This is a genomic window from Zeimonas arvi, from assembly GCF_008039575.1.
Taxonomy (GTDB): domain Bacteria; phylum Pseudomonadota; class Gammaproteobacteria; order Burkholderiales; family Burkholderiaceae_E; genus Zeimonas; species Zeimonas arvi.
In genome coordinates, this window is sequence record NZ_VDUY01000002.1 from 189,491 (window position 1) to 202,627 (window position 13,137).

The 13,137-nt window shown below is 71.2% G+C and carries 9 protein-coding genes; 4 read left to right on the forward strand and 5 right to left on the reverse strand.

The window, feature by feature from the left end; all coding sequences use genetic code 11:
• Position 1: 1 nt before the first annotated feature.
• The 3 genes from purT to mnmC all read right to left on the reverse strand — a co-directional run bounded on the left by purT (position 2) and on the right by mnmC (position 3,647).
• Complete coding sequence (gene purT / locus FHP08_RS05285) at positions 2-1,234, reverse strand: formate-dependent phosphoribosylglycinamide formyltransferase (protein WP_147703282.1); 1,233 nt, start codon at positions 1,232-1,234, stop codon at positions 2-4.
• A 2-nt stretch (positions 1,235-1,236) separates the two neighbouring features.
• A complete protein-coding gene (locus tag FHP08_RS05290) occupies positions 1,237-1,620 on the reverse strand; it encodes a YkgJ family cysteine cluster protein (RefSeq protein ID WP_147703283.1) in 384 nt (127 codons plus the stop codon).
• A gap of 68 nt (positions 1,621-1,688) precedes the next feature.
• Entirely contained in the window at positions 1,689-3,647 is a 1,959-nt protein-coding gene (gene mnmC / locus FHP08_RS05295; RefSeq protein WP_222707819.1) for an FAD-dependent 5-carboxymethylaminomethyl-2-thiouridine(34) oxidoreductase MnmC, read from the reverse strand.
• Between the two features lie 26 nt (positions 3,648-3,673).
• Between mnmC and FHP08_RS05300 the strand changes: the two genes are divergently transcribed.
• Positions 3,674-5,347: an MFS transporter gene (locus FHP08_RS05300; RefSeq protein ID WP_222707820.1), complete on the forward strand. Its 1,674-nt coding sequence runs from the start codon at positions 3,674-3,676 to the stop codon at positions 5,345-5,347.
• A gap of 26 nt (positions 5,348-5,373) precedes the next feature.
• Here the strand turns inward: FHP08_RS05300 and FHP08_RS05305 are convergent, their stop codons facing one another.
• Positions 5,374-6,939 (reverse strand): multicopper oxidase family protein, encoded by a 1,566-nt coding sequence (locus FHP08_RS05305; RefSeq protein WP_147703285.1) that lies wholly within the window; start codon positions 6,937-6,939, stop codon positions 5,374-5,376.
• A gap of 98 nt (positions 6,940-7,037) precedes the next feature.
• Here FHP08_RS05305 and FHP08_RS05310 point away from each other — a divergent pair, with 98 nt between their 5' ends.
• The 3 genes from FHP08_RS05310 (at position 7,038) to FHP08_RS05320 (ending at position 12,153) form a co-directional block, all read left to right on the forward strand.
• Entirely contained in the window at positions 7,038-8,408 is a 1,371-nt protein-coding gene (locus FHP08_RS05310) for an aspartate aminotransferase family protein (protein WP_147703286.1), read from the forward strand.
• A 35-nt stretch (positions 8,409-8,443) separates the two neighbouring features.
• Positions 8,444-9,430, forward strand: coding sequence for a TAXI family TRAP transporter solute-binding subunit (locus FHP08_RS05315; protein ID WP_147703287.1), 987 nt, complete (start codon positions 8,444-8,446; stop codon positions 9,428-9,430).
• Positions 9,431-9,579: 149 nt separating this feature from the next.
• On the forward strand, positions 9,580-12,153 hold the full coding sequence (locus tag FHP08_RS05320) for a TRAP transporter permease (RefSeq protein WP_147703288.1): 2,574 nt from the start codon (positions 9,580-9,582) through the stop codon (positions 12,151-12,153).
• On the opposite strand, the gene FHP08_RS05325 is transcribed toward FHP08_RS05320, so the two are convergent.
• Complete coding sequence (locus FHP08_RS05325; protein ID WP_147703289.1) at positions 12,138-13,133, reverse strand: threo-3-hydroxy-L-aspartate ammonia-lyase; 996 nt, start codon at positions 13,131-13,133, stop codon at positions 12,138-12,140. The genes FHP08_RS05320 and FHP08_RS05325 overlap by 16 nt on opposite strands.
• Between the last annotated feature and the right edge of the window lie 4 nt (positions 13,134-13,137).

Sequence of the window (13,137 nt, forward strand, 5' to 3'; positions counted from 1 at the left end):
ATCAGGCGAGGCGGGGCTTCACCTTCGACGCGGCCAGCTTCGCGTTGGCACGCGCCGTGTTCACATCGGACGCGCGCGCCACGACCACGCCCATCCGGCGCTTGAGGAAGGACTCGGGCTTGCCGAACAGGCGCAGGTCGGTGCCCGGCACCGCCAGCGCCTCGGCCGTGCCCTCGAATACCAGGCCCTTGCCTTCGACCCCGCCGTAGATCACCGCGCTGGCCCCCGGCGTGCGCAGCGACACGTCGACCGGCAGGCCCAGGATCGCCCGGGCATGGAGCTCGAACTCGGACTGGTGCTGACTGGCCATCGTGACCAGGCCGGTGTCGTGCGGGCGCGGGCTGACCTCGGAGAACCAGACCTGGTCGCCCTTGACGAAGAGCTCCACGCCGAAGACGCCGGCGCCGCCCAGGTCGTCGGTGACCTGCTTCGCGATCTCGCGGGCGCGCGCGAGGGCGGTGTCGCTCATCGGCTGCGGCTGCCAGCTCTCGACGTAGTCGCCCGCCACCTGGACATGGCCGATCGGATCGCAGAAATGCGTGACGATGGCCCCCGACACATCGCGGGCGCGCACGGTCAGCAGCGTGATCTCGTAGTCGAAGTCGATCATTCCCTCGACGATCACCCGGCCCGCGTCCACGCGACTGCCCCGGGCGGCGTAGTCCCACGCGGCCTCGACGTCCTCGGGGCGGTCGACCTTCGACTGGCCCTTGCCCGACGAGGACATCACCGGCTTGACGAAGCAGGGATAGCCGATGCCAGGCTGGCCGTCCTCGCCGTCGATGGCGGCGCGCATCTCGGCCAGGCTGCCGGCGAAGCGGTAGGGGGAGGTGGGCAGGCCCAGCGTCTCGGCCGCCAGCCGGCGGATGCCCTCGCGGTTCATCGTGAGCCAGGCCGCCCGGGCAGTGGGAATCACGCGCGCCGCGCCTTCCTTCTCCATCTCGACCAGCGCAGGCGTGGCGATCGCCTCGATCTCGGGCACCACCAGGTCCGGCTTCTCGCGCGCGATCAGCTCGCGCAAGGCCTCGCCGTCGGTCATGTCGATCACGTGGGCGCGATGCGCCACCTGGTGGCCGGGCGCGTCGGGGTAGCGGTCGACCGCGACGACTTCCACGCCGAGCCGCTGCAGCGCGATCGCCACCTCCTTGCCGAGCTCGCCTGAGCCCAGGAGCATGACGCGGATGGCGGAAGGCGACAGCGGGGTGCCGAGAACGGGAAGTTGCGAAAGGCTCATGGTCATGCCGAGGGAATGAAGTCCGGATCGCCCTGGTGCTTGCGCTCGAACTGGATGAAGCCGTAGTAGCCGCAGGTGGATCCGTTCGGGTACTGGCGGCAGACGTCCGGCCGTGCCGCGTAGACGGTGCAGCGGCGCTCGGTCCGGTCGAAGAAACGGCAGATCGTGCCGTAGATCTCGTCCTTGTGGTGCCGGAGGATGCGCTCGTCGCTCTCGTCATCCTTGTAGCGGCGGGTGAACTTTCGCTCGGCCTCCCCGACAGGCAGGCCGAAGTGCTTCGCCAGCCGCTTCAGGTCCTTGTCCTTGACCTCGATGCGCGGGTAGCTGCAGCAGTAACCGGGACACTTCGAACAGTCGTAACGGATGCGGGGCGCGGCGTTCGGCATGATGGGTCCGGAGGGCGTCGGCGCACGTGGCGACGCGGCAGGTCCGCGCGGCGCGCGGCCCGGCAAGTTTAGCGCGCGCGCCGCAGGCGCCGCCGCAGCAAGCGTGAAGGCGAGACCGCGGCGACCAGCTCGCGCTCGATCGGCGCCGGCTCGCCGCATACGATCGCCGGCAGCAGCTCGGCGGCCAGCGCCGCCCAGAGCAGCCCCCGCGAGCCGAAGGCGAAGGCGCCGTAGAGCCCGGGAGCCAGGGGGATCGGCAGCTTGTCGTTGCGCAGCAGGGCATCGGCCGCGGCGCGGGCGGCCGCTTCGTCGGGCAGCGGGCCGACGGCGGGCAGCCGGTCGGGAAGCGCGAAACGGAAGCCCACCGCGGCCGGGATCGCCCCCGGCAGCATCGCCTGCGGCTCGCGGTCCAGCATCCTGCCCAGCCTGCGCAGGTTGCCGAGATCGTCGCGCGGGTCCGGGGCCAGCGACTCGCCCTCGTCGAAGCTGGCGCCCACCAGGATGCGCCCGTCGATGCCGGTCGGCGCCGCGTAGGCGTCGCCGCCCAGCACCGTGCGCAGTCCGGCCAGCAGGGGGTCGTGCAGGCAGGTGGTCTGGCCGCGCACGCGGCGGACGGCCAGGCTTTCCACTGCGGCGAGGCGCACCGCGTCGCCGGCGTTGGCGAGCACCGCGACCGGCGCGGCCGCGATCGCCCGGCCCGCCGGATCGCGCGCGATCCACTCGCCCGACGACGGGTCGCGCGCCAGCGTCTCCACGCGCGCGCCGCCGACGAAGCGGATCGCGTCCCCGCTGCGGGCCAGCCAGTTCGCGATCGCATGGGCCGGCGCGACCGCGGCACACCCCGGCAGCCAGAGCCCACCCCGCGGCAACGCGACCCCGGCGATGTCGCTCGCCTCGTCGCGCTCCACCCGGCGCACGAAGGCCGCGGGGAAGGCCAGTCGCGCCAGCATCGCCGAGTTGTGCACGGCATCGTCGGGGCCGGATTCCAGCGCGAGTCGGCCGCAAGACCGCATGGCGCCGCCGCCGGCGCGTAGCAGCAACGCGGCGCGGGTGAGCCGCGCCATCGGGTTGTCGTCGGGCGACAGGTGCAGGTGATCGGCGATCACCGGCTGCAGCGAGCCTTCGCCGCCCGGCGCCCGGCGCGCGTCGAGGAGATCGACGGTGAAGCCGCGTCGCGCGAAGCCCTCGGCGACCGCCGCGCCGGCCAGCCCGGCGCCGATCACGATCGCGTGGCGCCGAGTCGGCAAGGGGGGCTCGGGCGGCGGCGGCCAACTGCGCCAGCGAGGCGCCCAGCGTGCCTCGATCCGGTGTCGCTTGCCGCCGACGCCAGGCAGGCGCTCGACCTCGAATCCCGCAGCCGCGAGCGCCTCGCGCACCGCGCCGGCGGCCGACCAGGTCGCCAGCCGCGCGTCCGGCCGCGCGCGACGGGCCAGCGCGCGCATCAGCGCCGGCCCCCACATGGCCGGGTTGCGCGAGAGCGCGAAGCCGTCCAGGTAGATCGCGTCGGCAGCGACGGCCAGGCGAGGCACCGTGCTCGCCGCCTCGCCGAAAGCAAGCGTGAGCGTCACCGCGCCGCCGGCGAAGCGCAGCCGGTGCAGGCCGGGCAGCGGGAGCGGCCAGCCGGCCAGCAGGGCGGCGATGTCCTCGGCCAGCCCCCGGTCGGGCAGCGAGGCCAGGCCGCGCGAGAGGTCCTCGCGCGAGAGCGGATGCGCCTCGATCGACACGAAGTGCAGCGCGCGACAGCGCGCCGGGTCTGCGCGCCAGGCCGCCAGCGTGGCCAGGAAGCTCACGCCCAGGCCGAAGCCCAGCTCCAGCACGCAGAAGCGCTCGGCGCCCCGCCAGCGCTCGCGCACCCGGCAGCCATCGACGAAGACCGCCTCGCTCTCGTCCCAGGCGCCCGCGCGATTGCGGAACACATCGCGGTAGACCGGATCGAAGGGCGCGCCGGTCGCGTCGAACGCCAGCCCCCGGTGGGGCGCGAAGCCGGCGGCGGCGTCCGGTATTTCGTCGGGATCGGGACCGGTCATCATTCACGGCGGGTCGGAAAGCCGGGATGATATCGGTCGTCCTGGATACCGCCGCATGCCGGCCGCGCCCGATGCCCCTGTCCGAAACCCTGAGTCGTCCTCATCGCGCCGTGCTCACGCTGGCGCGGGAAATGCGGTTGTCCTACCTGCCGCCGCTGATGGTCTACATGGCGGCCGGCATCTCTGGCCTGACCGCGATCGTCGGCACCTTCTTCGTCAAGGAGTACCTGGGGCTGTCGGCCGAGTTCCTGGCCGCGCTCGGCTTCTGGGCGGGACTCCCCTGGGCGCTCAAGATGCCGCTGGGCCACCTGGTCGACCTGGTCTGGCGCTGGAAAGGCTGGCTGGTGCTGGCCGGCGCCGGGCTGATCGCGATCGAGCTGCTGATCATGATCGGGCTGCTGTCGAGCCCCGAGGCGATGGGAAGCTTCATGCGCGTCGAGGCCTGGTACGTGCTGGCGGTGATCCTGTCGCCGATCGGCTACGTGATGCAGGACGTGGTGGCCGACGCGATGACCGTGGAGGCGGTGCCGCACCGCGACGACGCCGGCCGGCCCTACGACGAGGATCGCCTGAAGGCGATGCACACCACGATGCAGACCCTGGGGCGGGTCGCGATCATCGGCGGCGGCGTGCTGGTCTCGCTGCTGAATGTGGGCATGCTGGGCGGCGCCGCGGCGCTGCCCGAGGCGCAGCGCGTGGCGGTCTACGTGACGGTCCACGAGATCGCGCTGGCGATCCCGGCGATCTCGGTCAGCGGCGTCGTCTTCGCCTGGTGGCTGCGCCGGCGGCAACGGGCCGCCTTGATCGCGCAGGGCCTGGCGCCCGCCACGGCCGACGCCCGCATGGCGGTCCACGCCGAGCGCCCGCCGGTGAACTGGTGGGTGCTGGGCGGCGGAGCGGTGTTCGCGCTGCTGTCGGTCGGCGTGGGCCTGGGCAACTTCCGATTCGGCCAGGAGGGGATCTTCGCGCTGTCGATGGCGATCGTGCTGACGCTGATCTGGCGGCTCACTCGCGAGCTCGAGCCGCATGCCCGGCAGACCCTGATTGGCACCGCGGTCGTGATCTTCGTGTTCCGCGCGCTGCCGACCCCGGGTGCGGGCCAGACCTGGTGGATGATCGACGAGCTGAAGTTCGACCAGCAGTTCCTGGCCGTGCTGTCGCTGATCGCCAGCGTGCTGACGCTGGCCGGACTGTTCGTGTTCCGCCGGTTCATGGCCGAGCAGTCCATCTACCGCATCGTCGGCGTCCTGACCGTGGTCGGTGCGTTGCTCGCGCTGCCGATCATCGGCATGTACCACGGCCTGCACGAGTGGACCGCCGCGCGCACCGGCGGCATCGTCGACGCCCGCTTCATCGCGCTGGTGGACACCGCGCTCGAGTCGCCGCTCGGCCAGATCGCGATGGTGCCGATGCTCGCCTGGATCGCCAGCAGCGCGCCCGACCGGCTCAAGGCGACCTTCTTCGCGGTGATGGCCTCGTTCACCAACCTGGCGCTGTCGGCCTCGCAACTGGGCACCAAGTACCTGAACCAGCTCTTCACCGTGACCCGAGAGGTGCGCGATGCGGCGAGCGGCGCGGTGACCGTGCCCGCCGACTACTCGCAGCTCGGCGACCTGATGCTGCTGTCGGTGGCCCTGGCCCTGGTGCTGCCCTTCCTGGCGATCGGGCTGGTGAGGCTGGCGGGGCTGCGAAGCGGCTGACGCCGCGAGGCGCGGCCGAACCCGCGCTACCGAACCCGGAACTGCGTTCCCATGCCGCCCGCGTGATGCTCCAGCACGTGGCAGTGGAGCAGCCAGTCGCCGGGATTGTCGGCCACGAAGGCCACCTCGAGCCGCTCGCCCGGCGCCATCAGCGAAGTGTCGCGCCAGGGGCGGTCCGGAACCGGCCGGCCGTCGCGGGCGAGCTCTCGCCAGCTGTGGCCGTGCAGGTGGATCGGGTGCCACCAGGCCGTGTCGTTGTGCAGCTGCAGCAGGACGGTGCGACCGCGCTCGGCCAGGAACTCGAAGGGATGCCCGGCACCGTGTTCCAGATGGGCATGCCCGTTGACGCTCCAGGCCGGGTCGGGCGCGCGATGGCCTTCCAGCCGGCGCTGGCGACGGGCCGCGCGGGCCTGCGCGGTGTCGGGCGGCAGGCCGCGTCCCATCATCCCGCCGCCGAAATGCAGGCTCACCCGCAAGGGGTCGCGCAGTTCCGGCTCCGTGTGAGGGTTGGGCGCGATCGGCGCTGGCGCATCGTGCCGGCCGCCTGCGCGCGCACTGCCGGCTCCCTGGAGGGCGGGCGCGCCGCCCTCGGCGACCAGGTCGACCAGCCGCCAGGCCCGATTGCGCTGCGATACGTCGAGCACCTGCCAGCGCTCGCCCGCGCGGGGAATGTCGACGATGAGGTCCGCCCGCATGCCTGGGCCGATCAGCAGCGGCTCGTCCTGGCCGAGCGGGCGCGCCGCCGGCAGCGGCTGCCCGTCGAGGGTGATCAGCCAGGGCGCCAGGCCCTCGAAGCGCAAGCCGAAGATCCGCGCGTTGGCGGCATTGACCAGGCGCAGCCGCAGGCGCTCGCCGGGCCGCACGGGCTCGCGGTCGGCCAGCCGCCCGTTGATCGTGATCGTGTTGCCGATGCGGCCGGCATGGGACACGTCGCGGAAATCGAGAAAGTCCTCGACGATCCGCGCCTGACGGTCCAGGCGCCAGTCGTCGAGCAGCCAGATCCGTTCGCGGTCCACCGCCGGCGGATCGGCTTCGTCGACGATCAGCACGCCATGCAGGCCGCGATCGACCTGCTCCGGCGTCGACAGGTGAGGGTGGTACCAGTAGGTGCCGGCATCGGGCGCCGCGAACCGGTAGTCGAAGCGCTCGCCGGGCGCCACCGGCCGCTGGGTCAGCCCGGGCACGCCGTCCATCGCGTTGGGCAGACGGATGCCGTGCCAGTGGATCGTGGTGGGCTCGGGCAGGGCGTTGTCGAGCGTGGCGGCCAATACGCCGCCCTGGGGCAGCCTGAGCAGCGGCCCGGGCACCGCGCCCTCGTAGTGCCAGACGGCGGTCGGCGGGGCGAGATCGCCGACCAAGGCGGCCCGCCCTTCGGCCGCGCGCAGCCGACTCGCGTGGACGGACGCCGCGCGCTGGCTGGCCACGCTGGCGCAGCCCCCCAGCGGGAGACCGAGGGCCCCGGAGGAAAGGGTCAGGCCCGCCGCGAGCAGACGGCGTCGCAGCGGATCGGGATCGCCGCAGCGATCGCCGCAGCGATCGTCGTGGAGATCGTCGTGGAGATCGTCGCGGGCGTTCGCATGTGGACGGCTCATGGCCGGCAAGGATAAGCGCCGATCGCGCCCGCCGTTCCCGATGCCCGCTCGCCTCGCCGTAGAATTCCGATGACATCCGTCGCCCCAGGAATCGAGCCATGACCCGAATCGTCCACCGCACCCTGAACAAGCGCTACCCGGTCGCCGTCGGCGGGGAGGGCGTCTGGATCGTCGATGCCGACGGCCGGCGCTACATCGACGCCTCGGGCGGTGCAGCCGTGTCCTGCCTGGGCCACGGTCATCCGGACATCAACGCGGCCATGCACGCGCAGATCGACAAGCTGGCCTACGCGCACACCAGCTTCTTCACCACCGAGGTCGCCGAGGAGCTGGCCGAGACCCTGGCGGCCGATGCGCCGGACGGCATCGGCCACGTCTACTTCGTCTCGGGCGGCTCCGAAGCGGTCGAGGCCGCGCTGAAGATGGCCCGGCAGTACTTCGTGGAGATCGGCCAGCCGCAGCGCAAGCACTTCATCGCGCGCCGGCAGAGCTACCACGGCAACACGCTGGGCGCGCTGGCGGTGGGCGGCAACGCCTGGCGGCGCAGGCAGTTCGCGCCGCTGCTGATCGACGTCGAGCATGTCTCGCCGCCCTATGCCTACCGGGACATGCAGATGGGCGAGTCGCCCGCCGACTACGGCCAGCGGCTGGTGGCCGAGTTGTCCGACACGATCGCCCGGCTGGGGGGCGAGAACGTGATCGCCTTCGTGGCCGAGACCGTGGGGGGCGCCACCTCGGGCGCCCTGGTGCCGCCTGTCGGCTACCTGAAGGGCGTGCGCGAGCTCTGCGACCGGCATGGCATCCTGCTGATCCTCGACGAGGTGATGTGCGGGATGGGCCGCACCGGCACGCTGCACGCCTGCGAGCAGGAGGGCGTCGCCCCGGACCTGATGACGGTCGCCAAGGGGCTGGGCGGCGGCTACCAGCCGATCGGGGCGGTGCTCGCGAGCGGGCGCATCGTCGACGCCTTCGCCAGGGGCACCGGTTTCTTCCAGCACGGCCACACTTACCTCGGCCACGCGGTGGCCTGCGCCGCGGCGCTCGCGGTGCAGCAGGTCATCCGCCGCGACCGGCTGCTCGACCGGGTGCGCGTGCAGGGCCGCGCGCTCACCGAACGGCTGGTGGCGCGCTTCGGCCAGCACCCGCACGTGGGCGACATCCGCGGTCGCGGGCTGTTCCAGGCGATCGAGCTGGTGTCCGATCGGGCATCGAAACAGGTCTTCGACCCGGCGCTGAAGCTGCACGCGAAGATCAAGCAGGCGGCAATGGACCTGGGCCTGATGTGCTACCCGATGGGCGGCACGATCGACGGCCGGCTGGGCGACCATGTGCTGCTCGCGCCCCCCTTCATCGTGTCCGACGATGAGCTGGACATGATCGTGGAGCGGCTCGGCGAGGCGGTCGACGCGTCGATCGCGGGGCGGCCGGTGCGTGGGGCCGAACTTGCCTCGATCCGTGTTTCCGGTTAAATCTGGGGCGTTTCCAACCAAGGAGATCGACAAAAATGATCAGGATCCCGCAAACCGCGAAATTCGCGGCGATCGTCGGCGCAGCCCTCACGGCGGCCGCCTTCAGTGCACCGGCCTCGGCCCAGCAGAAGTTCATGACGATCGGCACCGGCGGCGTGACCGGCGTGTACTACGCGGCCGGCGGCGCGATCTGCCGCCTGGTCAACAAGGACCGCGCCAAGCACGGCATCCGTTGCTCGGTGGAGTCCACCGGCGGCTCGGTCTTCAACGTGAACACGATCAAGGCCGGCGAGCTCGACCTGGGCTTCGCGCAGTCCGACGTGCAGTACAACGCGACCAAGGGCGTGGGCCAGTTCAAGGACGCCGGCGCCTGGGGCGACCTGCGCGCGGTCTTCTCGGTGCATCCGGAGCCCTTCACCGTGGTCGCCCGCAAGGAAGCCGGCGTCAAGTCCTTCGACGACTTCAAGGGCAAGCGCTTCAACGTGGGCAACCCGGGCTCGGGCACCCGCGCATCGATGGAGGAACTGGTCGGCGCGCTGGGCTGGAAGATGAGCGACTTCGGTCTCGCGGCCGAGCTCAAGGCCGACGAGCACGGCCCGGCGCTGTGCGACGGCAAGATCGACGGCTTCTTCTACGCGGTGGGTCACCCGTCGGCGAACATCCAGGACCCGACCACCTCATGCGGCGCCAAGCTGGTTTCGCTGACCGGCCCGGCCGTCGACAAGCTGCTGGCCGACAAGCCCTATTACGCGAAAGCCACCATCCCGGGCGGCATGTATCCGGGCAACCCCGATCCGACCGAGACCTACGGCGTGCTGGCCACCGTGGTGGCCTCGTCCAAGACGCCTGCCGACACGGTCTACCAGGTCGTGAAGGCGGTCTTCGACAACTTCGACGACTTCAAGAAGCTGCACCCGGCGCTGGCCAACCTGAAGCCCGAGAACATGGCCAAGGACGGCCTGTCGGCGCCGCTGCACGAAGGCGCGCTGCGGTACTACAAGGAGAAAGGCTGGGTCAAGTGATCCGGCCCGAGAGTCGCTGAAGCGAAGAAAGCGGGCCCGGCGCCCGCTTTTTTCGTCCGGCCTGCGCGGCACACGCGCGACGACAAGAACGACACGGCCGGGCTGCCGGTGGCGGCGCCTGTGGCAGCCCGAGCCCGAAGGGGAGAAGGATGAGCGACATCGACAAGGCGCCCGCGGACCTGCAGCAACTGGTCGCCGACAGCGACACCGGCGGCCGGGCCGCCAGCGGCGCCGCCGGGGTGGTGATCTTCGCCGCGGCGATCGGCTGGGCGCTCTTTCAGCTCTGGTACGCATCGCCCTTGCCCTTCACGCTGGGCATCGGCCTGCTCAACGACACCGAGGCGCGGGCGCTGCACCTGGGCCTGGCACTGTTCCTGGCCTTCCTGGCGTTTCCGGCTTCCCGGAGCGGCATGCGCCACGCCGTCCCCCTCTACGACTGGGTGCTGGCCTTCGTGGCGGCCTTCGCCGGCGCCTACCTGCTGCTCTTCTACGACCAGCTCGCGACCCGCCCCGGCCAGCCCACCGGCTTCGACATCGTGGTGGCCACCGTGGGCCTCGTGCTGCTGCTCGAGGCCACCCGCCGCGCGGTCGGCACGCCGATGGCGATCCTCGCGATCATCTTCATCGGCTACATCTTCCTGGGCCCCTACCTGCCCGACGTGATCGCCCACAAGGGCGCCTCGCTCGAGCGGATGATCTCGCACATGTGGCTGACCACCGAGGGCGTGTACGGCGTGGCCCTGGGCGTCTCGGTCGGCTTCATCTTCATCTACGTGCTGTTCGGCTCGCTGCTCGACCGGGCCGGCGCAGGCAACTACATGATGCAGGTGTCCTTCGCGGCGCTCGGCCACCTGCGCGGCGGACCGGCCAAGGTCGCGGTCGTGTCCTCGGGCCTGAACGGGCTGATCTCGGGCTCCTCGGTGTCCAACGTGGTGTCGGGCGGGATCTTCACGATCCCGCTGATGAAGAAGGCCGGTTACGGCGGCGTGAAGGCCGGCGCCATCGAGACCGCGTCCTCGGTCAACGGACAGATCATGCCGCCGGTGATGGGCGCGGCAGCCTTCCTGATGGTCGAGTACGTGGGCATCCCGTACACCGACATCGTCAAGCATGCCTTCCTGCCCGCGACGATCTCCTATGTCGCGCTCTTCTACATCGTGCACCTCGAGGCGCTGAAGCTGGGCCTGGAGGCGACCGCCTCGCAGCGCGAGCGAAGCATCGGCCAGAAAATGGTGCGCTGGGGGCTCGGGCTGTCCGGCACGATCGTGGTGCTCGCGCTGATCTACTGGATCGCCATGGGTGCGCAGAGGCTGCTCGGCGCGGCGGCGCCCTGGATCGTCGGCGGGCTGCTGCTCGCGCTGCACGTGGCGCTGCTGAAGATCGCCTCGCGCTATCCCGACCTGCCCACCGAGATCGACGTCGACAACCCGGTGCTGCCCGACACCTGGCCCACGGTGCGCGCCGGGCTGCACTTCCTGATCCCGATCGGCACGCTGATCTGGTGCCTGATGATCGAGGAGATGTCGCCCGCGCTCTCGGCCTTCTGGGCCACGATGGCGCTGATCGCGCTGATGGTCACGCAGCGCCCGCTGATCGCGCTGTTCCGCGGGAACGGTCGCCTCGGAGAGGCCTTCGGTGTGGGCTGGCGCGAGGTGGTCGGCGGGCTCAACGACGGCGCCCGCAACATGATCGGCATCGGCATTGCCACCGGTACGGCAGGAATCATCGTGGGCGGCATCACGCTCACCGGGCTCGGCTTCCGGATGACCGACTTCGTCGAGGTGGTGTCGCAGGGCAACGTGTTCGCCATGCTGCTCTTCACCGCCTTCGTGTGCCTGGTGCTCGGGATGGGCGTGCCGACCACCGCGAACTACATCCTGGTCGCCTCGCTGATGGCGCCGGTCATCGTGGAGCTGGGCGCGCAGAACGGCCTGGTGATCCCGCTGATCGCGGTGCACCTGTTCGTCTTCTACTACGGGATCATGGGCGACATCACGCCGCCGGTGGGGTTGGCCTCGTTCGCCGCCGCGGCCATCTCCGGGGAAGACGCGATCCGGACCGGCATCCAGGGCTCGCTGTACGCGCTGCGCACCGTGGTGCTGCCCTTCGTCTTCGTCTTCAACCCGGCGCTGCTGCTGATCGACGTGCACGGCTGGTTCGAGGTCGCGCTGGTGGCGACCGCGTCCACCATCGCCTCGCTGACCTTCGCGGCGGCCACCATGGGCTGGTTCCGCGTGAAGTGCCGCTGGTGGGAGATCGTGCTGCTGCTGGTGGCCACCTTCGCGCTGTTCCGCCCCGATTACTTCATGGACAAGCTGAAGGCGCCGTACACCGAGGCGCCGGCGAGCCAGATCTTCGACGTGGCCGGCAAGCTGGGCGAAGGCGACCGGCTGGTGCTGCAGATCCACGGGGTGAACCTGGAAGGCGACGAGGTCCAGAAGACCGTGGCGGTGCAGCTGGCCAGCGAACCCGGCGACGGGCGAAAGCGGCTGCGCGACGCCGGGCTCGCCGTGGTGGCGCTCGGCGACTCGGTGCAGATCGCCAACGTGGCCTTCGGCAGCCGGGCCCGCAAGTCGGGCTTCGAGGCCGGCTGGGACGTGGCCGCGGTCAAGGTGCCGACCGATCAGCCGGCGATCCACTGGATCTACCTGCCGGCGCTCTTGCTGGTCGGCCTGGTCTGGTGGAGACAGGGGCGGCGGATGGCCGCTCAGCCGGCCAGGTAGCGCGCGTAGGCCGCCAGGTCCACGTTCCCGCCGCTCACGATCACGCCGACCCGCTTGCCCTGCCAGGCCGGCGCCGCGTCGAAGGCCGCGGCAGCGGCCAGGCAACCGGTGGGTTCGACGACGATCTTCATGCGTTCGGCGAAGAAGCGCATCTGTTCGACGAGCCTGGCATCGGATACCGTGAGAATGTCGCGGACATGGTCACGGATGATGGGAAAGGTCAGCCGCCCGAGGTGGGTGGTCATCGCTCCGTCGGCGATCGTCTTCGGCACCGGGATCGTGACGATCCGGCCGGCGCGCAGCGATTGGCGGGCATCGTCGCCGGCTTCGGGCTCCACGCCGAAGACCGCGCAAGCCGGCGCCATGGCCGAGGCGGCCAGCAGGCTGCCGGACAGCAGGCCACCTCCGCCCAGGCAGACGAACAGCGCGTCGAGCGGCCCGGCCTCCTCCAGGAGCTCCATCGCGGCCGTGCCCTGGCCCGCGATCACCTCGGCGTGATCGTAGGGAGGGATCAGCGTGAGCCCGCGCTCGGCGGCGAGCCGATTCGAGATCGCCTCGCGGTCCTCGGCGAAGCGATCGTAGGTGACGACCTCGCCGCCGTAGCCGCGGGTGGCAGCCAGCTTGGCTGCCGGCGCATCGGCCGGCATGACGATCGTGGCCTTGACCCCGAGCAGGCGCGCGGCCAGCGCGATCGCCTGCGCGTGGTTGCCCGACGAGAAGGCCAGCACGCCGGCGCGCCGACCGATGTCGTCGAGCGCGGCGATCGCGTTGTAGGCGCCCCGGAACTTGAAGGCGCCCATCCGCTGCAGGTTCTCGCACTTGAAGAACAGCTGCGCGCCGGTGATTGCGTCGGCGGTGGCCGAGCGCAGCACCGGCGTGCGATGCGCGACACCGGCCAGGCGGCTGGCGGCAAGCCGGACATCGGCGAAGCCGGGCAAGGTCGGCGCGGTTTCGGCAGCGGCAAGGAGGGAATCGCTCATGAGT

Excerpts from the sequence above, each read along its gene's own strand:
- purT (WP_147703282.1), bottom strand. The coding sequence starts at position 1,234 with ATGAGCCTTTCGCAACTTCCCGTTCTCGGCACCCCGCTGTCGCCTTCC.
- FHP08_RS05290 (WP_147703283.1), bottom strand. The coding sequence starts at position 1,620 with ATGCCGAACGCCGCGCCCCGCATCCGTTACGACTGTTCGAAGTGTCCC.
- mnmC (WP_222707819.1), bottom strand. The coding sequence starts at position 3,647 with ATGACCGGTCCCGATCCCGACGAAATACCGGACGCCGCCGCCGGCTTC.
- FHP08_RS05300 (WP_222707820.1), top strand. The coding sequence starts at position 3,674 with ATGATATCGGTCGTCCTGGATACCGCCGCATGCCGGCCGCGCCCGATG.
- FHP08_RS05305 (WP_147703285.1), bottom strand. The coding sequence starts at position 6,939 with ATGAGCCGTCCACATGCGAACGCCCGCGACGATCTCCACGACGATCTC.
- FHP08_RS05310 (WP_147703286.1), top strand. The coding sequence starts at position 7,038 with ATGACCCGAATCGTCCACCGCACCCTGAACAAGCGCTACCCGGTCGCC.
- FHP08_RS05315 (WP_147703287.1), top strand. The coding sequence starts at position 8,444 with ATGATCAGGATCCCGCAAACCGCGAAATTCGCGGCGATCGTCGGCGCA.
- FHP08_RS05320 (WP_147703288.1), top strand. The coding sequence starts at position 9,580 with ATGAGCGACATCGACAAGGCGCCCGCGGACCTGCAGCAACTGGTCGCC.
- FHP08_RS05325 (WP_147703289.1), bottom strand. The coding sequence starts at position 13,133 with ATGAGCGATTCCCTCCTTGCCGCTGCCGAAACCGCGCCGACCTTGCCC.